Source organism: Aeromonas australiensis (assembly GCF_000819725.1).
In the GTDB taxonomy this organism is placed as follows: Bacteria; Pseudomonadota; Gammaproteobacteria; order Enterobacterales; family Aeromonadaceae; genus Aeromonas; species Aeromonas australiensis.
The window spans coordinates 22160-43733 of sequence record NZ_CDDH01000027.1 but is presented as its reverse complement, the minus strand read 5'-3'; the positions used below and the strand labels follow the sequence as shown (position 1 = coordinate 43733).

Annotated in this window: 19 protein-coding genes; 5 read left to right on the top strand and 14 right to left on the bottom strand. The window is 61.8% G+C overall.

Annotation, left to right across the window (positions count from 1 at the left end):
- Positions 1-39: 39 nt before the first annotated feature.
- From ilvA to ilvG, 5 genes are all read right to left on the bottom strand, one after another.
- The gene (gene ilvA / locus BN1117_RS04260) at positions 40-1560 is read right to left on the bottom strand and encodes a threonine ammonia-lyase, biosynthetic (protein WP_040095090.1); all 1521 of its coding nucleotides are present in this window, start codon (positions 1558-1560) and stop codon (positions 40-42) included.
- 104 nt (positions 1561-1664) lie between these two features.
- Positions 1665-3506 (bottom strand): dihydroxy-acid dehydratase, encoded by a 1842-nt coding sequence (gene ilvD, locus BN1117_RS04255; RefSeq protein ID WP_040095088.1) that lies wholly within the window; start codon positions 3504-3506, stop codon positions 1665-1667.
- A gap of 146 nt (positions 3507-3652) precedes the next feature.
- Positions 3653-4597, bottom strand: coding sequence for a branched-chain amino acid transaminase (locus BN1117_RS04250; RefSeq protein WP_040095086.1), 945 nt, complete (start codon positions 4595-4597; stop codon positions 3653-3655).
- A 12-nt stretch (positions 4598-4609) separates the two neighbouring features.
- Entirely contained in the window at positions 4610-4900 is a 291-nt protein-coding gene (gene ilvM / locus BN1117_RS04245; protein ID WP_040095084.1) for an acetolactate synthase 2 small subunit, read from the bottom strand.
- Positions 4897-6543 (bottom strand): acetolactate synthase 2 catalytic subunit, encoded by a 1647-nt coding sequence (ilvG, locus tag BN1117_RS04240; RefSeq protein WP_040095083.1) that lies wholly within the window; start codon positions 6541-6543, stop codon positions 4897-4899. The genes ilvM and ilvG overlap by 4 nt, the downstream gene beginning before the upstream one ends.
- Before the next feature lie 384 nt (positions 6544-6927).
- Between ilvG and BN1117_RS04235 the strand changes: the two genes are divergently transcribed.
- The 3 genes from BN1117_RS04235 (at position 6928) to BN1117_RS04225 (ending at position 10413) form a co-directional block, all read left to right on the top strand.
- On the top strand, positions 6928-8442 hold the full coding sequence (locus BN1117_RS04235) for a YifB family Mg chelatase-like AAA ATPase (RefSeq protein ID WP_040095081.1): 1515 nt from the start codon (positions 6928-6930) through the stop codon (positions 8440-8442).
- 111 nt (positions 8443-8553) lie between these two features.
- Positions 8554-9453, top strand: a complete 900-nt coding sequence (locus BN1117_RS04230; protein ID WP_040095080.1) for an acyltransferase — start codon at positions 8554-8556, stop codon at positions 9451-9453.
- A 6-nt stretch (positions 9454-9459) separates the two neighbouring features.
- On the top strand, positions 9460-10413 hold the full coding sequence (locus tag BN1117_RS04225; protein ID WP_040095079.1) for an acyltransferase: 954 nt from the start codon (positions 9460-9462) through the stop codon (positions 10411-10413).
- Here the strand turns inward: BN1117_RS04225 and BN1117_RS04220 are convergent.
- Entirely contained in the window at positions 10350-10844 is a 495-nt protein-coding gene (locus BN1117_RS04220; RefSeq protein WP_040095077.1) for a 2-thiouracil desulfurase family protein, read from the bottom strand. The two genes, BN1117_RS04225 and BN1117_RS04220, sit on opposite strands and share 64 nt — an antisense overlap.
- A 97-nt stretch (positions 10845-10941) precedes the next feature.
- Complete coding sequence (locus BN1117_RS04215) at positions 10942-11592, bottom strand: NUDIX hydrolase (protein ID WP_040095075.1); 651 nt, start codon at positions 11590-11592, stop codon at positions 10942-10944.
- A gap of 74 nt (positions 11593-11666) precedes the next feature.
- Between BN1117_RS04215 and BN1117_RS04210 the strand changes: the two genes are divergently transcribed.
- Complete coding sequence (locus tag BN1117_RS04210; RefSeq protein WP_040095073.1) at positions 11667-12302, top strand: nicotinamidase; 636 nt, start codon at positions 11667-11669, stop codon at positions 12300-12302.
- A gap of 1 nt (position 12303) precedes the next feature.
- Positions 12304-13482 (top strand): nicotinate phosphoribosyltransferase, encoded by a 1179-nt coding sequence (pncB, locus tag BN1117_RS04205; protein WP_040095071.1) that lies wholly within the window; start codon positions 12304-12306, stop codon positions 13480-13482.
- Between the two features lie 73 nt (positions 13483-13555).
- Here the strand turns inward: pncB and BN1117_RS04200 are convergent, their stop codons facing one another.
- The 7 genes from BN1117_RS04200 to BN1117_RS04170 form a co-directional block, all read right to left on the bottom strand.
- The gene (locus BN1117_RS04200) at positions 13556-14161 is read right to left on the bottom strand and encodes a thiol:disulfide interchange protein DsbA/DsbL (protein ID WP_040095070.1); all 606 of its coding nucleotides are present in this window, start codon (positions 14159-14161) and stop codon (positions 13556-13558) included.
- A gap of 137 nt (positions 14162-14298) precedes the next feature.
- Positions 14299-15288, bottom strand: a complete 990-nt coding sequence (locus tag BN1117_RS04195; RefSeq protein WP_040095068.1) for a serine/threonine protein kinase — start codon at positions 15286-15288, stop codon at positions 14299-14301.
- A 103-nt stretch (positions 15289-15391) separates the two neighbouring features.
- On the bottom strand, positions 15392-16843 hold the full coding sequence (ccoG, locus tag BN1117_RS04190) for a cytochrome c oxidase accessory protein CcoG (protein WP_040095066.1): 1452 nt from the start codon (positions 16841-16843) through the stop codon (positions 15392-15394).
- A gap of 190 nt (positions 16844-17033) precedes the next feature.
- On the bottom strand, positions 17034-17297 hold the full coding sequence (locus tag BN1117_RS04185) for a YihD family protein (protein ID WP_005339598.1): 264 nt from the start codon (positions 17295-17297) through the stop codon (positions 17034-17036).
- A 30-nt stretch (positions 17298-17327) separates the two neighbouring features.
- The gene (locus BN1117_RS04180; RefSeq protein WP_040095065.1) at positions 17328-18482 is read right to left on the bottom strand and encodes a GGDEF domain-containing protein; all 1155 of its coding nucleotides are present in this window, start codon (positions 18480-18482) and stop codon (positions 17328-17330) included.
- 127 nt (positions 18483-18609) lie between these two features.
- Positions 18610-18999: a Cu(I)-responsive transcriptional regulator gene (gene cueR / locus BN1117_RS04175; RefSeq protein ID WP_040095063.1), complete on the bottom strand. Its 390-nt coding sequence runs from the start codon at positions 18997-18999 to the stop codon at positions 18610-18612.
- Positions 19000-21429, bottom strand: a complete 2430-nt coding sequence (locus BN1117_RS04170) for a heavy metal translocating P-type ATPase (RefSeq protein ID WP_040095061.1) — start codon at positions 21427-21429, stop codon at positions 19000-19002.
- Positions 21430-21574: the final 145 nt, after the last annotated feature.

Below are 21574 nucleotides of genomic sequence, written 5' to 3'. Positions count from 1 at the left end.
AGAGGGAGGCAACCGCCTCCCTCTCTCCTCATCGCAGCATCAACTAGCCAGAAACAGCCGGTAGGCGGGGTCGTCGCTCACCTCTTTCCAGCCGTAGCCAATCTCGCGCAGGTAGTCGTGGAAGGCGGCCACGTCCTCGTCCGGCAGCTCGAACGCGCACAGCACCCGCCCGTAGTCGGCACCGTGGTTGCGGTAGTGGAACAGGCTGATGTTCCAGCGACAGCCCAGGGTCTCGAGGAAGCGCATCAGGGCACCCGGCTGCTCCGGGAACTTGAAGCTGTAAAGACGCTCACCGAGGGGCCGGGCCGGGCGGCCGCCAATCATGTAGCGCACGTGGTTCTTGGCCAGCTCACTCTCGGTCATGTTGACCACCGGATAGCCGTTGCCACCGAGCTGCTCGATGATCTGACCGAGCTCCTCATCACCGCCGGTGAGACGTACCGAGACAAACAGCGACGCCTGCTCGGCATCGGCGTAGCGGTAGTTGAACTCGGTCACCATGCGGGGTCCCAGCTGACGGCAGAAGTCGAGGAAGGCCCCCTTGCGCTCGGGGATGGTCACCGCCAGCATGCCCTCGCGCTTCTCGCCGATCTCGCAGCGCTCCGACACGTAGCGCAGGCTGTGGAAGTTGACGTTGGCGCCGGACAAAATGGCCGCCATCCGGCCCCCCTTGACCTGCTCACGCTCGCTATAGGCCTTGAGGCCGGCCAGCGACAGGGCCCCCGACGGCTCGGCAATGGCGCGGCAGTCGTCGAAGATGTCTTTCAGCGCGGCGCAAATCTGGTCGTTGGAGACGGTCACCACCTCGTCCAGATACTGGTTGCACAGGCGGAAGGTCTCTTCGCCGATGCGCTTGACCGCCACCCCGTCCGCAAACAGGGAGACCCGCTCCAGATTGACCGGCTCGCCGGCCGCCAGCGCAGCCTTGAGGCAGGCGGAGCCTTCCGCCTCCACCCCGATCACCTTCACATCCGGCAGCAGCTGCTTGATATAGACCGCCACCCCGGCGGCCAGGCCGCCGCCCCCCACCGGCACGAAGACGTGAGTGAGGTGGGTATCCTGCTCCAGCAGCTCCTTGCCGATGGTGCCCTGCCCGGCAATCACCTCGACGTCGTCGAACGGCGGGATCAGGGTGTAGCCCTCCAACTCGGCGAGGCGGCGGCTCTCGCCGTAGGCCTCATCGAAACTGTTGCCAAACAGCATGACGTTGCCGCCCTGACGGCGCACCGCGTCGATCTTGATGTCCGGCGTGGTCTTGGGCATCACTATGATCGCCTTGATGCCGAGTTTGGCGGCCGACAGAGCGACCCCTTGGGCATGGTTGCCGGCAGAGGCGGCGATAACGCCGCGCGCCTTCTGCTCCTGGGTCAGGGTGGCGATCTTGTGGTAGGCACCGCGCAGCTTGAAGGAGTGGACCGGTTGCAGATCCTCCCGCTTCAGGCTGACGTGATTGCCGAGTCGCTCGGAGAGTTTCTTCAGGGTTTGCAAAGGGGTCACCCGCGCCGCCTCGTAGACGGGGGAGAGCAGCACCTTGCGTAGATAATCAGCCGCAGAGACCATGATTTATTCCCCCAGCATTGAGCGATCGCGCCACACCAACCCTTTGTCGGCGCAAAGACCGACCAATCGGGTCGATTGTTCATATTTCATATTGGCATTCATCTTTATTCCCCCAACATTGCGCGGTCTCGTACCGCACCCTTGTCGGCGCTGGTGGCGAACATGGCGTAGGCGCGCAGGGCAAAGGAGACCTGACGCTGACGATCGAGCGGCTTCCAGCCCCGAGCCTCGACGGCGACACGGCGGGCGGCCAGCACGCTGTCGGCCACCTCCAGCACCATGCTGCGGGCCGGGATGTTGATGCTGATGATGTCGCCATCCTCCACCAGACCTATGGTGCCGCCGGAAGCGGCCTCCGGCGATACGTGACCGATGGAGAGGCCCGAGGTGCCGCCGGAGAAGCGGCCGTCGGTGATCAGGGCACACGCCTTGCCGAGGCCCATGGATTTCAGATAGGTAGTGGGGTAGAGCATCTCCTGCATGCCCGGGCCCCCTTTCGGCCCTTCGTAGCGGATCACCACCACCTCACCCGCTTTCACTGTGCCGTCGAGGATGCCGCTCACCGCGCTCTCCTGACTCTCGAACACCCGGGCCGGGCCACGGAAGGTGAGGTTCTCCTCATCCACCCCGGCGGTCTTGACGATGGCACCGTTGACCGCGAGGTTACCGGAGAGCACCGCAAGGCCGCCCTCCTGGCTGTAGGCGTTGTCGAGCGAGCGGATGCACCCTTCGGCGCGGTCCAGATCCAGCTCCGGCCAGCGGCAATCCTGACTGAACGCCTTGGTGGTGCGGATGCCGGCCGGGCCAGCGCGGTAGAAGTCCACCACCTCCTGACTCGGCTGGCGGCTGACGTCATATTCATTGAGCTGTTCGACAAGGGAGCAACCCAGCACGGTACGGGTATCGCCATGTACCAGACCCGCTTTTTCCAGCTGGCCCAGAATGGCGACCACGCCGCCGGCGCGGTGTACATCTTCCATATGGTACTTCTGGGTGGAGGGTGCCACCTTGCACAGTTGCGGTACCTTGCGCGACATGCGGTCGATATCGGCCATGGTGAAGTCGACCCCCGCCTCCTGCGCCGCCGCCAGCAGGTGCAGCACGGTATTGGTAGAGCCGCCCATGGCGATATCGAGCGCCATGGCATTCTCGAACGCCGCCTTGGTGGCGATATTGCGCGGCAGAGCCGAGGCATCGTCCTGCTCATACCAGCGCTTGGCCAGAGTCACGATGCGCTGGCCCGCCAGCTTGAACAGCTGCTCGCGATCGGCGTGGGTCGCCAGCATGGAGCCGTTGCCCGGCTGGGAGAGGCCGAGCGCCTCGGTCAGGCAGTTCATGGAGTTCGCGGTAAACATACCAGAGCAGGAGCCGCAGGTGGGGCAGGCGCTGCGCTCCACCTGTTCGCTCTGGGCGTCCGATACCTTGGGGTCGGCGCCCTGGATCATGGCATCCACCAGATCCAGCTTGATGATCTGGTCGGAGAGCTTGGTCTTGCCTGCTTCCATCGGGCCGCCGGAGACAAAAATGACCGGGATATTGATGCGCAGAGCGGCCATCAGCATCCCCGGGGTGATCTTGTCGCAGTTGGAGATGCAGACCATGGCGTCGGCGCAGTGGGCGTTGACCATGTACTCCACCGAGTCGGCAATCAGTTCGCGGGACGGCAGGGAGTAGAGCATGCCGCCGTGGCCCATGGCGATGCCGTCATCCACGGCAATGGTGTTGAACTCCTTGGCAACGCCGCCAGCGGCTTCGATCTCGCGCGCCACCAGCTGACCCAGATCCTTGAGGTGAACGTGGCCCGGTACGAACTGGGTGAAGGAGTTGACCACGGCGATGATGGGTTTGCCGAAATCCTGATCGGTCATTCCGGTGGCACGCCACAGGGCGCGGGCCCCGGCCATGTTACGTCCGTGGGTGGTGGTGGCGGATCTCAACTTCGGCATTGTCTCTACTCCCTGAATGCCCAGCGGGCTCATTATCTTTGAAAATGAAAAAGTGACTCTCGGATCGGGAATCGATCCTGGTGAGGACACAGCGCAGTGCCCTGACCGGAAGCGACTCGGGGAGGCATGACGCCTCCCCTCTCTTATCAGTCGTTGACGGGGGTCAGCCAACCCCACTTGTCCTCGGTCTGGCCATTGAACAGGCCGAAGAAGGCGTTTTGCAGCTGCTCGGTCACCGGGCCACGACTGCCAGCCCCCACCTTCATCCGATCCACCGAGCGTACCGGGGTCACCTCGGCGGCGGTGCCGGTCATAAAGATCTCGTCCGCCACATAGAGCGCCTCACGAGGCAGCGCCTGCTCGCGCACCTCGTAACCCAGATCACGGGCCAGCGTCATGATGGTGTCGCGGGTGATGCCGGGCAGGATGGCGGCGGTGGCTGGCGGGGTAAACAGCACGCCGTTCTTCACCAGGAACAGGTTCTCCCCCGCCCCTTCGCTCAGGTAGCCGTTCACATCCAGCGCCAGCCCCTCGGCGAAGCCGTTGCGCTTGGCCTCGCGGCTGATGAGCTGGGAGGAGAGGTAGTTGCCGCCCGCCTTGGCGCCGGTGGGAATGGTGTTGGGGGCGAGCCGGTTCCAGGAGGTGACGCACACATCCACCCCGTTTTTCAGCCCCTCTTCTCCCAGATAGGCGCCCCACGGCAGGGCGGCGACCATCAGGTCAGCCTTGGCATCCAGCGGCGGATGCAGCCCCAGCCCCACATTGCCGACAAAGGCCAGCGGGCGCAGATAGCCGCTCTTCAGGCCGTTCTCGCGCACCACGGTGCGGCAGGCCTCATTGATCTCGGCCTCGTTGTAGGGGATCTCCATCCAGTAGATCTTGGCGGAATCGAACAGGCGGCGGCTGTGCTCCTGCAGGCGGAAGATGCAGGTGCCTTTGGGGGTGTCGTAGGCACGCACCCCTTCAAACACCGAGGAGCCGTAGTGCAGGGCGTGGCTCATCACGTGCACCTGGGCATCCTGCCAAGGCACCAGCTTGCCGTTGAACCAGATGTATTGGGGATGAGTGGCGGATTGGGAAGGCTGTGACATTGGCTTGGCTCCTTAAGCTCTGATCCGGGGTTGCTGTTCCAGTGCATCGACCCGGGAGACGTCCACCAGCTTCACCAACTGGCTCCACAACTGCTGGATGGGACGCACCGACTCGACAGTAACCGTGATCCGCAGCTGTTGGCAATCCTGCTCCGCTCTCGTTTCCATAGTGAGGGCGCAGAGATTGAAGCCGCGGTGACGCACCACCCGCAACACCCGCTCCATCACTTCCGGTCTGGGCTGGGCATGGATATGCAGGGTGTGCTGTGCACATGCTGGCTGGGCAAGGGTGTGCGGGTTCATGGGCGTTGCTCCATCATCTGGTGGTTGGCGACTCCCGGCGGAACCAGGGGCCAGACGTTTTCTTCCTCTGAAATGGCCACATGCAGCAGGTAGGCACTCTCGCTTGCCAGCAGGCGATCGAGGGCACCAGCTATCTGCTCCTTGCATGTGATGGTCTCGCCGGGGATGCCGAAAGCGGCAGCCAGGGCGACGAAATCGGGATTATCGGAGAGGATGGTCTCGCTGTAGCGGCCATCGAAGAACAGCTCCTGCCACTGGCGCACCATGCCGAGGCGCTGGTTATCCAGCAGCACCATCTTCACCTTGAGCCGGGCACGGCGGATGGTGCCGAGCTCTTGCACGTTCATCATGAAAGAGCCGTCACCGCTCACCAGCACCACTTCATCCTCCGGGCGCGACATCTTGGCGCCGATGGCGGCGGGCAGACCAAAGCCCATGGTGCCGAGACCGGCGCTGGAGAGGTGGTTGCGCGGGCTGGTGAAACGCATGTGCTGGGCCACCCACATCTGGTGCTGACCCACGTCGCAAGCGACCACGCTGCTCTCCGGCAACCTGGTAGAGAGCTGCTTGAGCAGGGCCGGAGCATAGATGGGCTGGCCGGGATGGTCGTAGCGAAAGGCATATTCGCGGGCCATGGCGGCGCAGTGTTCACGCCAGGGGGCGATGTCGAGAGTCATGGCGAGGCGCGGCAACACCTGTTTGAGATCCGTGGTGATCCCCACCTCAGCGGCACGGCGCTTGCCGAACTCGGCGGCATCCACATCGAGATGGATCACCTTCGCCTCGGGGGCGAACTCCTCCAGCTTGCCGGTCACCCTGTCATCGAAACGGGCGCCCACCACCAGCAGCAGATCGCACTGCTGCACCGCATAGTTGGCCGCCTTGGTGCCGTGCATGCCGAGCATGCCGAGGTAAACGGAGCTGTCAGGATCCAGCGCGCCAATCCCCTTGAGGGTAGTGACCGCCGGCATACCGGTAGCGGCAGCAAAGTCGCGCAGCTGCTGCTCGGCATTGGCCATGCCCACTCCGCCACCAACGTAAAGCACCGGGCGCTCGGCGGCGGCCAGCAGGGTGCGGGCTGCGGTCAGCTCCGAGGGATTGAGCGCCTCCGGCTCTTCCACCGCAAACAGCGGGCTCTGGGCAGGCACAGCGGCCAGCTGCACATCCTTGGGCAGGTCGATCAGCACAGGGCCGGGGCGCCCTTCGGTGGCGATGGCGAAAGCCTCTGTCAACACGCGCCCCAGATCAGCGGCATCGGTCACCATAAAGGAGTGCTTGGTGCAAGAGAGGGACATGCCGAGCACATCGACCTCCTGAAATGCATCGGTACCAATGGCGGAACAGGGCACCTGACCGCTGATGGCCACCAGCGGCACCGAGTCGAGCAGCGCCTCCGCCAGACCGGTCACCAGGTTGGTGGCGCCGGGGCCGGAGGTCGCGATACAGACCCCCACCTGACCGGAGGCGCGGGCATAACCCACCGCAGCCATGGCGGCCCCCTGCTCGTGGCGGCAGAGCTGATGGGCCAGACCACCGTCATACAGGGCATCATAAACCGGCATGATGGCCCCGCCCGGGTAACCAAACACCTGGGTCACACCCTGTTTCTTGAGAGCCTGTACCAAAAACTGCGCGCCGTTCATGTGGAAAATCCTGTCCTTTGGTCGAAAAAAAACCCCCGGGCCGTGAGGCTCGGGGGTCGCTTGTTTCGTTCTGTCCGGTGGTGGGTCTATCCCTTGTTCCGTGCAGCTAAACGAGCCCCGAGCGGTGAGATAATAATCACCACTAGGACCACAATAATGCTGACGAAACGGGAGGCCATGTTCATAGTTACAACCGGAAATCCTGTGAAATTGGGGCGGTTTCTACCGCGAATGGCTATTAGAACTAGCACGGTGTTTTTTATTGGGCAAGACTTTTTTCTATGACAACCCACTGATTTTGGCTATTCCCCAGCCAGAACTCTGGAATAAAAAACCAACAAAAAGCAGTTAGTCAGAACATATATCAACTCAAGGACGGGATTTATGTCATTAGCTGTGGTTTATAGCCGTGCCAGCCTCGGGATCGCGGCCCCGCAAGTTACAGTGGAAGTTCACCTCTCCAACGGCCTGCCCGCCTTCAACATGGTCGGCCTGCCGGAAACCTCGGTGAAAGAGTCGCGGGATCGGGTGCGCAGCGCCTTGCTCAACGGCAACTTCGAGTTCCCGAGCAAACACATCACGGTCAATCTCGCCCCCGCCGACCTGCCCAAGGAGGGGGGCCGCTTCGATCTGGCCATCGCTATCGGCATTCTCGCCGCTTCCAAGCAGATACCGGCAAAATACCTGCTCAATCATGAATTTTTGGGGGAGTTGGCTCTGACCGGCGAGATTCGTCCCGTGCTCGGGGTGCTGCCTGCCGTGCTCGCCTGCCGGGATGCGGGGCGCACTCTGCTGGTACCGCGAGAAAACGGCCCAGAAGCCTCTCTCATTCAGGATGCAGAGGTGCGCACCGCCCACCAGTTGCTAGCCGTCACAGCCTGGCTGGCAGGCCAGTACGAGCTGCCGCTGCCGGATCCCCAGACCACGGATGCCCTGCCCGATGTGCCGGACCTGCAGGATGTGATCGGCCAGTCACAGGCCAAGCGGGCGCTGGAGATCGCCGCCGCCGGCAGCCACAACCTGCTGTTCATCGGCCCACCCGGTACCGGCAAGAGCATGCTGGCGAGCCGATTGCCCGGCATCTTGCCGCCCCTTAGCGAACAGGAGGCGCAGCAGACCGCAGCCATCCACTCCATCGGCGGCCTCACTCCGCGCGCCGGTCACTGGCACCACAGACCCTATCGCACGCCACACCACAGCGCCTCGGCGGTGGCGTTGGTGGGCGGTGGCAGCCACCCGCGGCCCGGCGAAATATCGCTGGCCCACAACGGGGTGCTTTTTCTCGACGAGCTACCCGAATTCGAGCGCAAGGTGCTCGACTCACTGCGCGAACCGCTGGAGACGGGGCACATCACCATCAGCCGGGCCGCCCGTCAGGTCGATTTTCCCGCCCGCTTCCAGCTGGTCGGCGCCATGAATCCCAGCCCCTGCGGCCACTATGGCGACGGCCAGACCCGCTCCAGCCCGGACCAGATCCTGCGCTACCTCGGCAAACTCTCCGGCCCCTTTCTCGACCGCTTCGACCTGACGGTGGAGGTACCCCTGCTGCCCAAGGGGAGCCTGACCGGAAAAGCGGAGCGGGGGGAGCCGAGTCAGCAGATCCGCGATCGGGTACTGGCGGCACGAGAGCGTATGCTCGGTCGCAACGGCAAACTTAACAACCTGCTGGATAGCCGCGAGATAGAGGATATTTGCCGACTATCACCGCAAGATGCCGAATTTTTGGAGAATGCCATCCAGAAGCTGGGGCTCAGTATCCGGGCCTGGCACCGTATTTTGCGGGTGTCGCGCACCATCGCCGATCTGGCAGGCTGCCCGGCCATCGGCAAGGAGCATCTGATCGAGGCACTCGGTTATCGCGCTATGGATAGACTGCTGTCACGGCTGCGTAGCGGGTGAGAAAGGGATTCATAGTGACCCCGGCATGGTTTCACACGCCATCGGCTGATACTATGACCAGAGATCTGACCACTTGATGGCCCTTTATCGACAGCAAGACGGACCCGACCCATGCCCAACAAGCTGACAGAGCGACTGCGCGGCAGCCTCTCCACCCTGCTCTATTTTCTCAATACCCTGTTCTGGTTTGCTCCCATTCTTTCGCTTGGTCTGCTCAAGCTGCTGCTGCCCCTCAAGGGTTGGCGCACCCTCTGCAACGCGCTGCTGGATGGCTGCGCCAGCTGCTGGATCGGTTTTAACAATCTGGTCCAGAAAACCATCATCAAAACCCCTTTCGAGGTGGTCGGAGTGGACAAAGGACGCCGGAATGAGTGGTATATGGTGATTGCCAACCATCAATCCTGGGTCGACATACTGGTACTGCAGCGGGTTTTTAACCAAAAAATCCCCTTCTTGAAGTTTTTCCTCAAGAAAGAGCTGATTTGGGTACCTTTTCTCGGTCTGGCATGGTGGGCGCTCGATTTTCCCTTCATGCGACGCTATTCCAGAAAATTTCTGGAAAAGCATCCCCATCTGAAGGGAAAAGACATAGAAACAACCCGTAAAGCCTGTGCCAGGTTCCGCCACATTCCGGTGAGTGTGATGAACTTCGTCGAAGGCACCCGCTTTACCAAGGGCAAACATCAGAAACAGGGAGCCCCCTATCGTCACCTGCTCCACCCGAAAGCAGGGGGCATCGCCTTTACCCTGGCGGCCATGGGCGACCAGTTGCAGCAACTGGTGGATGTCACCATCGCCTATCCAGAGGGCATTCCCAGTTACTGGGACTTCATGTGCGGCCGGGTCGGGCAAATCAAGGTTCAGGTCCGCTATTTGCCGATCGACCGCAAGCTGGTGGGGGATTACTTCAATGACCCCGAATTCCAACAAGAGTTTCAACAGTGGTTGAACGGGATCTGGCACGAAAAGGACCAGACCCTGAGCCAGCTGCTGGCAACCAAGGCGCAGTAAACATTCATGCTATCCCTGCTTCCCGGCCCGCTGGTGCTGATCATCAGCGCGGGCCTGACCATCCTTTTCACCGCCTTGTGCGCCAGCTTGATCCTGCTGGTGTCGCTGGCCAAACTGTTGCTGCCGATCCCGGCCTTTAGCCGCGCCTGCAGCCGCCTCAACAACCGCTTCATGCGACTGTGGCTGGCCTGCAATGCGCTGGTAATCCGCCTCACCACCCGCATTGACTGGCAGGTGGAGGACAATACCAAGCTGCGCAAGGATGGCTGGTATCTCATCATCAGCAACCATATGAGCTGGACCGATATCGTGGTGCTCGGCCACCTGTTCCGGGATCGGCTGCCGGTGCCCAAGTTCTTTATGAAGCATGAGCTTATCTACATCCCGCTGCTGGGGCTGGCCTGCTGGGGGCTGGATATGCCCTTTATGCGCCGTTATTCGCGAGAATTTCTGTTAAGAAATCCGCACCTGCGCGGCAAAGATATAGAAACCACCCGCAATGCCTGCGAGAAGTTTCGCCACATCCCCACCACTGTCATCAACTTCGTGGAAGGGACCCGCTTCACCGAGCAGAAACGGGATGCGGCCCGCTCTCGCTACCGCCATCTGATGCCGCCCAAGGCGGCGGGGCTGGCCTTTACGCTGGCAGCCATGGGGGAGCAGTTTGACAGCCTGATCAACGTCACCATCCGCTATCCGGACAACACCGAGACTCCGTTCAGGGACTTCCTGATGGGACGGGTAAAACGCATTCAGGTGCGGATTGAGGAGTTGCCGATCGATGAGCAGCTTATCGGGGATTACTTCAACGACAAGCAGTTCAAGCGCGGTTTTCAGGCGTGGCTAAACCAGCGCTGGCAGGAGAAGGACGAGGTGCTGGAGGGGTGGCGGAGCATTCAGGGATCGCGGTCAGTTGCCATCGAACCCGAAGAGAGTGCCGAGGCCAACTCGGCCAACTGATCTTCGGAAAAGACTGCAATCCCGTGGCGGCGCAGCAGAGCAGTGGTCTTGCCCTCGCCCGCCACAGAAACACCTTCGAAGCGGCCGTTATAGATACGGCCGCTGCCACATGAGGGGCTCCCCTCTTTCAGCAAGGCGAAGCGAATGCCCTGCGCCTGACAGAGCGCGAGGGTCAGCTTGGCGCCGCGATCAAACTCGGCGGTCACATCCATCCCGCTCGCCGTCACTACGCGCTCGCCCTGTCGCTCGGCAGGGGGGCGTGGGGTCGGCAAACCGCCCGCCACTTCGGGGCAGAAGGCCAGCGCCCGTCCTTCGGCTCCCAGCGCACTCAGCCAGTCGCTGACGATCCCCTTGCTCTTACCGTCGTAACGCACCGGCTGACCCAGCAGGCAGGCACTCACCAGCACCTTGTGCACGCTGCTCTCACTCATGCTTTGCTCCCCCACTGGCTAAAACCTGGGCCATCGTAATGCAACGAACATAGACCCAGCAGACAGGCGCTGACCAGCACACGAACGGGATTCGCACTCACGCTTCCGCTCCATGCATCACCTGATCGAACATCACGCAGCAGGGGCTCTCCAGCCGGTAGAGAATGGCCGGGCGCTGTTTGCCGGTACGTTTACGGCCGGTATCCACCAGAATATCGGCGCGATGGATCCGCTTGCGAAATGCCGCCGTATTCATGGGTGTTTGCAGGATGATTTCGAAGGCGCGCTGCACCTCGGATAGGGTGAACTCGGGCCCCAGCAGTTGCAGCGGCAAGGTGCTGTAGCGGCTCTTGATCCGCAGCCGCTCCAACCCCTTGGCGATGAGCTGAACATGGTCGAAGGCGAGGCTCAGCCCCGGCAGGTTGGCGAGCGGATGCCAGCAGCCGTGGATCACCTCCACTTCCGGATCCACCAGACAGAGATAGACCAGGGTCGTGGACCAGCCGCGGGGGTCCCGCTCCAGATTGCCGAGGGTGCAGACCTGCTCGCTATAGCAGTGACCGAGCCCCCACTCCGCCAGCAGGCGGCGCTGGGCGGCATCCAGATCCCGATCCCGGGTCTCGTCGATACGCAGCGCTGGCAGTTGCCAACAGTGGGCAAAAGGGGGGCGATCACGGGTCTCGAGCAGCAGTTCGAGCCGCTCGTCACGCAACCGCAGCACCACCATATCAAGACTCATTCTCAGCATGCCGATCGCCCTGCTCGCCTTCCATTAATGTTTGGTAGATAATATCACACGAATAGTATGTGCAGGAGCCAATCATGGGAACCGTCGCCAGCCTGGATATTGATGCGCAGAAGGGCTTTACCCCCCTCTGCCCGAACGAACTGCCCGTTGCGGGCGGTGATGATATTGTGGCTGCGCTAAACGCTCAGGCCACCCTCGCCACGCTGCGGATCGGCAGCAAAGACGCTCACCCTGCCAACGCGGACTGGGCCGTCTCTGACCCCGCAGGCATGCTGCTGCCGCTGGATCTGCCCAACGCCGACCTCACCTGGCCGGTGCACTGCGTGCCGGGCAGCAAAGGCTTCGAGCTGCTCGACGGCCTGCCCGCCCCCATCGACTATGACTTCTTCGTCTGGAAAGGGGTCGAGCCGGATCTCCATCCCTACGGCACCTGCTTCCACGATCTCGCCGAACGGCGCAGTACCGGACTCATCGAATTCCTGCAAGCCCGCAAGGTCGATACCGTACTGGTCGGCGGCCTCGCCACCGACTACTGTGTCAAAACCAGCGTGCTGCAACTGCGTCGCGCCGGTTTCCGGGTGATCGTCCATCTCGATGCCTGCCGTGGCATCGCCCCCGCGACGGTTGCCAGCGCCCACACCCAGATGATCGAGGCAGGGGCCGAACTGGCCCAGACCCTGAACGATGTACAACGCCTGCTGGACGCCTGATATGCCACCGATTCTTACCAGCCTGCTCGACACCGATGCCTACAAACTGCATATGCAGCAGGCGGTGTTCCATCGCTATCCGGATGCCGAGGTGGTAGCCGAGTTTCACAGCCGCAACGAAGAGGACCTGCTGCCCATGATGGGGCAGATCGAGGAGCAACTGCGCCTCGCCGGCTCCCTGCGGCTGACCAAGCCAGAGCTCGATTTTCTGGCCGAGCGTCCCTTCTTCACCCCTGACTACCTCGACCACCTGCGCCGCAAACCGCTCGATACCTCGCTGCTTAAAGTGTTCGAGCAGGATGGCCGCATCAATGTGCGAGTCGAGGGGCCCTGGCAGGATGTGATCCTGTGGGAGATCCCGGTGCTCGCCATTATCAGCGAGATGCGCAACCGCTTCCGCTACCCCCAGTTCGGCGTCAGCCACGCGCTGGAGCGGCTCGATCAGAAGATCGACAAGCTGGAGCGGGAGCTGAGCTGCGACGAGATGAGCGAGTTCAACCTCATCGACTTCGGCACCCGCCGCCGCTTCTCTCACGCGGTACAGGATGCGGTGGTGGGTCGCCTCAAGGAGCGGCTGCCGGCGTTTCGCGGCACCAGCAACTACATGCTGGCCCAGAAGTACAAGCTGCCCGCGGTCGGCACCCAGGCCCATGAGTGGTTCCAGGCCCACCAGCAGCTCGGCTTCCCGCTGGAGCACAGCCAGCGCGCCGCCCTCACTAGCTGGCTGGACGAGTTTACCGACCATCTCGGTATCGCCCTGACCGACTGCATCACCATGGATGCCTTCCTGCGGGACTTCGACTTCGAGCTGGCCAGCAGCTATCAGGGCTTGCGCCACGACTCCGGCGATCCCGTGGTGTGGGGCGAGAAGGCCATCAGCCACTATCAGCGGCTCGGCATCGACCCCACCGACAAGACCCTGGTCTTCTCCGATGGGCTCAACCTCGACAAGGCGGTGCAGCTGTTCCGTCACTTCCGTGGCCGCATCAACACCAGCTTCGGCATTGGCACCAAGCTCACCTGCGATCTGCCCGGTGTCAGCCCGATGAACATCGTCTTCAAACTGATCGAGTGCAACGGCGGCCCGGTCGCCAAGATCTCCGACAGCCCGGGCAAGACCCTTTGTCGGGATGCAGAGTTTATCCGCAACCTCAAACAGGCATTCCACGTCGGGGTCTGATCTTCCCGAGCGCCAGAAAACAAAAAGCCCGCCGGTTCGCACCGGCGGGCTTTTTTTATCGACTCAAACGATATCAGTCTTTCTTGGCCAGCAGGAACTGCACCAGCTTGTTGAACTGCTCTTGAGAGGTGATGGATTCAATCTTCACCATGTACTTGCCGTTCACCAGGAAGGCCGGCACACCACGAATGTTGTAGCTCTGCATGTTGCGATCGAACTGGGAGACCATGCCGGAGACGGCGAAGCTGTCGACGGCACCGTCGAACTCTTCGGCCGACACGCCGTTGGCCACAAAAATGGCCCTGACATCGTCACGGCTGGTCGGGTACTGGCGCTGTTGCATCTTGCTGAAAATAGCCGGATTCAGCTTGGCTTCGGCATTCAGCAGGTGAGCAACGGCATAGGCGCGCTGCATCTCCGGGCCCATTTCGCCGCCCATGAAGTTTACCGGGTTCTTCTTGAATGGGACCCCTTCCGGCAGCGCAATCTTGAGCTGGTCAACGATGGGTTCGAAGGTGGCGCAGTGCGGGCAGTAGTAGGAGAAGAACTCCATCACTTCCGGCTGGGCGGTACCAGTCTGCTTGACCACATCGTAGTTGACGCCTTCCTTGAACTCGGGGGCGGCGTGAACCATGGGGATCATCAGCATGGCAGCAAGGAAAAATAGGATTTTTTTCATGATGTTTCCTGTTAAGGGATCACTGTGAGGCACGCCCGGCGAACCGAAGCAGTGCCAAGCCTATTGTTTCGCCATGCTGACGTCAATGGTCAGGGCCGGAGATCGAGTCCCCCTTGCCGCGCAAGATCCCTTCTATTTCACCAGTTTGGCATCAGGCTCAACGGCGGCGCCTTGAGTGCCTCCAGCTGGTCATGGAGCGTGGCGATCTGCTGGCGCCAGTAGTGATCGGTATTGAACCAGGGGAAGTGACGGGGGAAGGCGGGATCTTCCCAGCGCCGCGCCAGCCACGCCATGTAGTGAACGATGCGCATCGCCCGCAGCGGCTCGATCAGCGCCAGCTCCCGCGAGTCGAATTCCATAAACTCTTCGTAGCCCGCCAGCAGAGTGTCGAGCTGGATCTGCTGTTCGTGGCGCTCGCCGCTCAGCATCATCCAGAGATCCTGAATCGCGGGGCCGGTGCGGCAATCATCGAGATCAACAAACATGGGGCCGTCACGCCACAGGATGTTGCCCGGATGGCAGTCCCCATGTAGCGAGATCTGCGCCACGTCCAGGGTCATGGCGTCGCTGACATGTTTGATCAGCTCATCCAGCACCCCGAAGAATTGCTTCGCCAGCCCGCTTGGCAGCCATTCGCCGGACGCCAGCAACTGACGCGGTTCGTGCAGCATGCTCTCCACATCGAGCCGCACCCGATGGTGGAACGGCTTGCTGGCACCGATCTGATGAATGCGACCGAGGAAACGCCCCACCCACTCCAGCTGGTCGAGGTTGTCCACCTCGAACTGACGGCCACCAACGCTCTGCCAGATGGCAAAGGGGTAACCCTCATGCTCCAGCAGGGTCTCGCCCGCGAAGGCGAGCGGTGCGGCAACCGGGATCTCAGCCTCTGCGAGACGGGTGGCAAACTCGTGCTCCTCGAGGATCTGGGCCCGGCTCCAGCGGCCGGGACGGTAGAACTTCACCACATAGCGGCGACGATCCTCATCCTGAAACTGATAGACCCGGTTTTCGTAGCTGTTGAGCTCGATAAGGCCGGAGTCGAGCCGCAGGCCACTGAGATCGAGCGCATCCATGATGAGATCGGGATTGAGGTCGGAATAGTTGAAACGCATGTCATCCACCATAAGAAAGGGGCGCCGTTGCGCCCCATTCTATCACTACTGACCGGCATTGCCGTGCTCGCTGGTGACCGGACTATTGCCACGCCCGGCCCGCAACCACACGCAGTTACAACCGGCTGATAAACTTGCTGCCCTGACGCAGGTTGCCCTTGCTATCATCGGGCGCCGCCCCCTCCCGTTTCAGCACGAACTGGATATCCAGCGCCGGCCGTTTCAGGTTGTAGGGGTCGACCGCCAGACTGACCGGCAGGGTGTAAATCTCGCCCGCCTTCAGGGTCACTTCACGAGGACCGAACCACTGATACTCGGGCAAGCCCTCCACATCCAGCTGATAGGTCTGGGAGTGCAGGGTCTTGTTGAGGATCTTGAGGGTGTAGGTGTTCTCGATAAGCCCCTCGCTGTTTTCGCGGAACAGCTGGTTGCGATCCCGCAGGATATCGAGCCCCATCGGCATGATGGACATGGCGTTGTAGACAAATACCCCCAGCATCACCGCCATCACCAGCCCGTAACCAATCAGCTTGGGCCGCGCCACATGGGTGGAGTCGTTGGCCAGCTTGTGCTCAGTGGTGTAGCTGATAAGCCCTTTCGGGTAGCCCATCCGCTCCATGGTCTGGTCGCAGGCATCGACGCAGGCGCCGCAGTTGATGCACTCGTACTGCAGGCCATCGCGGATGTCGATACCGGTCGGGCAAACCTGCACGCAGAGATCGCAGTCGATACAGTCACCCAATCCCATCGCCTTGGGATCTGCCTTGCGGGAGCGGGCGCCACGGGTCTCGCCACGCTTGGTGTCATAGCCGACGATAAAGGTGTCCTTGTCGAACATGGCGGACTGGAAGCGGGCATAGGGGCACATGTGGATACACATGATGGCGCGCATCCAGCCGGCATTGCCGTAAGTGATGATGGTGAAGAAGATCACCCAGAACAGCACCCATCCGCTGGCCTGCAGGGTGAAGAGGTCCGGCACCAGTTCCGTTACATCCTGGAAGTAGGCGACGAAGGTCAGGCCGGTTACCAGCGAGATCGCCAGCCAGGCCAGATGCTTGGCTCCCTTGCGGGCCAGCTTCTCGCCGCTCCAGGGCGCCTCGTCCAGCTTGCGCCGCTTGTTGGCGGGCCCTTCCAGCTTCTCTTCAAACCAGATAAACATGAAGGTCCAGACCGTCTGCGGGCAGAGATAGCCACACCAGACCCGACCGAGGAAGGTGGTAATAAAGAAGAGTCCGAAGGCGGCGATCATGAAAAGCCAGGCGAGCAGGGTCAGATCCTGCGGCCAGATGGTGGCGCCAAAGATATGGAACTGCTGGTGACCGAGGTCGAACAGCACCGCCTGTCGCCCATCGTAACGCAGCCAGGGCAGCAGCACGAACAGCGCCACAAAGAACCAGCCCATGGCCTTGCGCATCCGCTGCCAATACCCTTTCTGGACCCGCACATAGATGCGGTTGCCCGGGTTGAATCTGTCGTCGCTGGCTTTGAACGTATTGGGGTTGAAGGTCCCGGTTACGCCCTTGTCGGTGACGTCCTTGATATCGATTTTATCGTGGTCGGCCATTGCAAGACATCGCTCCCTTATTTGTTATGGCGCGGATTATATCTTAAACAGCCTGCTAACCGTGTGGATTAGATGTATCTAATGCTGGTGTTGGATCGCAAAAATCATTAACAAAAAAGGCGGTTCGTCTGTTGACGAAACGCCTTTTCAAGATTCCATTGAGGCTTTTCTATTCAGCCAGCCAAACAGCTTACTTGATACCGCGCGCCTTGAGCAGGGCCTCTTTAAAATCGGGCACATGATCCTTGGCCAGACCGGGGATCATCGCCTGCTTGTCGGATTCCCGCATCTTGAGGTGGTAGATCAGCATGTCGTCGGTCAGCTCGGACAGAGGCCCTTCAAAACCCGCTTCTTGGGCCAGTTTGGCAACAAACTGCACCAGGCTGAGATCCTGTTCCTTGATCCAGGCAGGCTGCAACAACTCCAGCAGCTCTTCGATACGATGACATTGCATAGACAACCTCTTTAATCTGTCTCTGTTTACTCAGGCAACCTTACCCATCAAGGCTACTTCGATTCGATCCCGCCCATTATGCTTGGCCTGATAGAGGGCCGCATCCGCTTTTTGGATCAAATCGGCGATTTTCATGCTGTTATCCGGTATCAGGGTCGCAACACCAAAACTACATGTAACCCAACCGGAGACCAGTGACTTCTGATGGGGGATGGCCAGCTCCTTGAGCGCCTGCCGCACATTGTCCGCCACCTGCAACGCCCCCTGCATGCCGGTACAGGGCAACAACAGGGCGAACTCCTCACCCCCGTAACGGGCCGCCAGATCGTCCTCGCGTCGCTCCACCTCGGCCAGCAGCCCTGCCACCTGTTGCAGGCAGTCATCCCCCAGCTGATGGCCGTAGAGATCGTTGAACTGCTTGAAGTAATCCACATCCACCAACACCAGCGACAGCGGCGCCCGGGCGCGATGGCAGCGCCGCCAGGCCCGTTCCAGAGAGTCGTCGAGATGGGCGCGGTTGGCGATACCGGTCAGGCCGTCGAGGCGGGAGGTGAGGCGCAAATGCTCGGAGACCACCTTCAGCTCGGCCACCAATTCGGCGTTGGAGAAACGGTGGTGGAGCGAGGCGATCTGATCCCGCCGCATCCGGCGCAACAAGGTGGGCAGAAAGACAAACAGATAGCCCGCCAGCATGCAGGAGACGATCCGCTCCTGCTCGTTGCCATTGCCCAGCTCGAACAGCATCGCCATGCCCAGCGGCAGGGCGGAACCATAGAGGGTGCGGCGGCTGCCAAACAGCATGATGGCGCTGCCGGTAAGAATGAGGCTGGAGAGCATCATCATGGCGGCCCGGTAGGTATCGGGCAGCTTGTCCATATAGAGCAGCACCCCGAGGGCCCAGATGATGGAAGTGATGGTGGCTCCGATAAAGAGCTCCCGCTCCAGCACCGGCAACGGAGTCTGGTGCAGGCGGGCTCGGCGCCAGCGCAGATGCCAGCCCCGCCCCAGCAGCCACAGGAAAGTGCCTGCCAGCCAACCGAGCGCTTCGATAGCGGGCAGATAGTCGTGAAACAGCAGGCTCCAGCCCAATGCCAACACACCCAAACAGGGGAGACTGAACGATGCATGGGTATAGAGCTGGGCCATGATGGCCTGCTTAACCTGGCGTGTCACACTCTGGGTCAACTGAGTACTCCTGTACAAGAGCCGAGCAGTCTACCATTACCCCCTGACCCGCAACAATAAAGCGCCTTTTATTAAGAAGTTAATCAATCAGCGGCGTTATATCCTGCGCTCAATGGTGAGTCTTTACTCACCCCTTCTCCAGCTTGTCGAGGATCGGGCACTCGGGATTGTCATCCCCGTGGCAGCAGCAGACCAGCCCTTCCAGCGAGCTGAGCATGGCTTGCAAGCCGGCGATCCGGGCCCGCAAATCGACGATCTTCTCCTGCGCCAGCTTCTTCACCTGGGCGCTGGTTCTGTGTTCATCCCGATAGAGCGCCAGCAACTCCTGACACTCCTCCAGATTGAAGCCGGTCTCCCGCGCCCGCTTGACGAAATGCAGCTCGCGCAGCGCTGCATCGGTATAACTGCGGTAGCCGTTATCGCTGCGTACCGGGGCTGTGATGAGGCCGATGCTCTCGTAATAACGGATGGTCTTGGCGGTCAGCCCCGTGGCCTTGGCAACCTTGCTGATGTTCATTTATGCCTCCTTACTGATCGGGTTGGACGCTGGCCCGTGCGCCGCCCTGGGCTGCCAACGTTTCAATAACAGGGAATTGCTCAAAACGGTAATGCTGCTCAGGGCCATGGCCGCCCCCGCCAACTCGGGGCTGAGGTAGCCCAGTGCCGCCAGCGGAATGCCGATGATGTTGAACACGAACGCCCAGAACAGATTCTGCTGGATGGTGCGCCAGGTGGCCGCCGAGATATCGATGGCATCGGCCACCAGCCGCGGATCAGAGCGCATCAGGGTGATGGAAGCGGTCTCCATCGCCACATCGGAACCGGAGCCCATGGCGATGCCGACGTCCGCCGCCGCCAGTGCCGGGGCATCGTTCACCCCGTCCCCTACCATGGCCACCAGCCCGCGAGTTTGCGCCCGCAGCGCCTCCACTTTCTCCACCTTGCCCGCTGGCAGCACGGAGTCAAAGGCCCCGTCCAGCCCCAGCTTGGCGGCAATATGGGCCACGGGGGCCGGCGCGTCACCGCTCACCAGCCAACTGGCGATACCGCGCTGGCGCAGGGTGGCAATGGCCTCCGGGCTCTCGGGGCGCAGGGTATCGGCCAGTGCGGCGATACCAGCCACAGCACCGTCGATGGCAACCCAGACCCGGGTCGCGCCATCGGCGGCTTGTTCATCCTGTTGCGGCGGCTCAATACCGAGCTGGGCCAGCAGGGAGCCATTGCCGATGGCGACCGTGTGACCGGCGACCTGGCCGACAATACCGGCACCGACCCGCACCTCGACCGCCTCCGGCTGGGGCAGTATCGCCTCCTTGCCGACCGCCTCGCGCATGGCCAGCGCCAGCGGGTGTTCGCTCGCCTGCTGCAGGGCGGCGGCGAGACGAAGCTGCTCGGCTGTGCCGCTCCAGCTGGCCAGCACAGGCTTTCCCTGAGTGAGGGTGCCGGTCTTGTCGAAGATAAGCGCCTTGATGGCGTGGGCCTTTTGCAGGGTATCCACATCCTTGATCAGAATGCCGTGGCGCGCCGCCACTCCGGTACCGGTGACGATGGCAGCAGGCGTTGCCAGCCCCAGCGCACAGGGACAGGCGATCACCAGCACCGCTACCGCCGCCAGCAGCGCCTGACCGAAGTCGTTGCTGATGGCATACCACACCAACAGAGTGAGCAGGGCGATGGCCATCACCACCGGCACGAACACGGCAGAGACCTTGTCCACCAGCTGTTGTAGCGGGGCCTTGCCCATCTGGGCGCTCTCCACCAGGGCGATGATCTTGCTGAGGCTGGAATCCTCCCCCACGGTAGTGGCTTCGATCTCCAGTACGCCGGAACGGTTGATGGCCCCCCCCAGCACCTTGTCGCCCTCGTCGCGCGGTACCGGCAGGCTCTCGCCGGTGAGGATCGACTCGTCCAGCTCGCTGGCGCCGCTCACGATCTTGCCATCCACTGGCACCCGTTCCCCCACCAGCACCCGCAGCCGATCACCGCGCAGCACCTCGTCGATGGCGACACTCTGCCAGCTCTCGCCACGCCAGACGGTGGCAGTTTCCGGCCGCAGCGCCATCAGTTCGCGAATGGCGGACTGGGTGCTGCGGCGGGCGCGCGCTTCCAGCAACTTGCCGAGGGAGATCAGGGTAATGATGATGGCGCTCGCCTCGAAGTAGAGCTTGCCGCTGGCGGCCATCCCCAACGTCAGCAGCAGATAGAGGCTATAGAAGTAGGCCGCACTGGTACCGGTAGCCACCAGCACATCCATATTGGCGGCGCGGTTCTTGATGGCGAGCCAGGCACCGCGATAGAAACGGGCACCAATCCAGAACTGCACCGGGGTGGCGAGCAGCAGCTCCAGCCAGACGGGCAGATGCCAGGGGAACAACCCGGCCATGGCCAGCATCCCCACCAGCAGCGGCAAGGTGAGCAAAGCCGAGACGATGACCCGGGTTTGCGCCTGACGGGCTGTGGCGGCCTCCTGCGCTTCCCGCTCCAGCAACTGCTGGCGGCGGCCGCTGGCGGAACCTTGTGCCAGCTGGGCGCCGAAGCCGAGCGCTTCGATCTGCTCGCGCAAAGCGGCCGGGGTCTGCATCCCGGGTACCAGCACGATCCGGGCCTGTTCGATGGAGAAGTTGACCTCGGCGGAGATAACGCCAGGCAGCGCCGCCAGCATCTTGTTCAGGCGGGCCGAGCAACCGGCGCAACTCATGCCGGTGATCTGAAACTGAATGGTCTCGCTGCCGTAGTCGTAACCCTGACTCTTGATACTGTCGAGCACCACAGGCAGGCGATCGGGACTGGTCAGCTCGATGGCGGCCTGCTCCAGCGCGAAGTTGACGGTGGCCGATACCCCGTCGAGTTTGTTGAGACTGGCCGCGATGCGGCTGGCACAGTTGGCGCAGCTCATGCCGCTGAGCGGCAACTGCAGATAAATGGGTGATTGAAGATGAGCGGTCATGTTGTTCCTCCCCGGAACCCGTCGGCACCACAAAACGCCGACGGGCAAACCCTAACCTTTACTGTAAGGGTAAGCTCAAGCCACTTGATCCACTTTTTGCAGATAAAAAAACGGCACCTTTGGGCGCTGTTGACGCGATCGACAG

What these genes read in the sequence shown, in the direction of transcription:
- BN1117_RS04185 (WP_005339598.1), bottom strand. Translation starts at nt 17,297, where the DNA reads ATGCAATGTCATCGTATCGAAGAGCTGCTGGAGTTGTTGCAGCCTGCC.
- ilvM (WP_040095084.1), bottom strand. Translation starts at nt 4,900, where the DNA reads ATGAACCCGCACACCCTTGCCCAGCCAGCATGTGCACAGCACACCCTG.
- BN1117_RS04250 (WP_040095086.1), bottom strand. Translation starts at nt 4,597, where the DNA reads ATGTCACAGCCTTCCCAATCCGCCACTCATCCCCAATACATCTGGTTC.
- BN1117_RS04200 (WP_040095070.1), bottom strand. Translation starts at nt 14,161, where the DNA reads ATGAAAAAAATCCTATTTTTCCTTGCTGCCATGCTGATGATCCCCATG.
- BN1117_RS04170 (WP_040095061.1), bottom strand. Translation starts at nt 21,429, where the DNA reads ATGACCGCTCATCTTCAATCACCCATTTATCTGCAGTTGCCGCTCAGC.
- BN1117_RS04230 (WP_040095080.1), top strand. Translation starts at nt 8,554, where the DNA reads ATGCCCAACAAGCTGACAGAGCGACTGCGCGGCAGCCTCTCCACCCTG.
- BN1117_RS04220 (WP_040095077.1), bottom strand. Translation starts at nt 10,844, where the DNA reads ATGAGTGAGAGCAGCGTGCACAAGGTGCTGGTGAGTGCCTGCCTGCTG.
- cueR (WP_040095063.1), bottom strand. Translation starts at nt 18,999, where the DNA reads ATGAACATCAGCAAGGTTGCCAAGGCCACGGGGCTGACCGCCAAGACC.
- BN1117_RS04215 (WP_040095075.1), bottom strand. Translation starts at nt 11,592, where the DNA reads ATGCTGAGAATGAGTCTTGATATGGTGGTGCTGCGGTTGCGTGACGAG.
- ilvA (WP_040095090.1), bottom strand. Translation starts at nt 1,560, where the DNA reads ATGGTCTCTGCGGCTGATTATCTACGCAAGGTGCTGCTCTCCCCCGTC.
- ilvD (WP_040095088.1), bottom strand. Translation starts at nt 3,506, where the DNA reads ATGCCGAAGTTGAGATCCGCCACCACCACCCACGGACGTAACATGGCC.
- BN1117_RS04195 (WP_040095068.1), bottom strand. Translation starts at nt 15,288, where the DNA reads ATGGTGGATGACATGCGTTTCAACTATTCCGACCTCAATCCCGATCTC.
- pncB (WP_040095071.1), top strand. Translation starts at nt 12,304, where the DNA reads ATGCCACCGATTCTTACCAGCCTGCTCGACACCGATGCCTACAAACTG.
- BN1117_RS04210 (WP_040095073.1), top strand. Translation starts at nt 11,667, where the DNA reads ATGGGAACCGTCGCCAGCCTGGATATTGATGCGCAGAAGGGCTTTACC.
- ilvG (WP_040095083.1), bottom strand. Translation starts at nt 6,543, where the DNA reads ATGAACGGCGCGCAGTTTTTGGTACAGGCTCTCAAGAAACAGGGTGTG.
- BN1117_RS04235 (WP_040095081.1), top strand. Translation starts at nt 6,928, where the DNA reads ATGTCATTAGCTGTGGTTTATAGCCGTGCCAGCCTCGGGATCGCGGCC.
- ccoG (WP_040095066.1), bottom strand. Translation starts at nt 16,843, where the DNA reads ATGGCCGACCACGATAAAATCGATATCAAGGACGTCACCGACAAGGGC.
- BN1117_RS04225 (WP_040095079.1), top strand. Translation starts at nt 9,460, where the DNA reads ATGCTATCCCTGCTTCCCGGCCCGCTGGTGCTGATCATCAGCGCGGGC.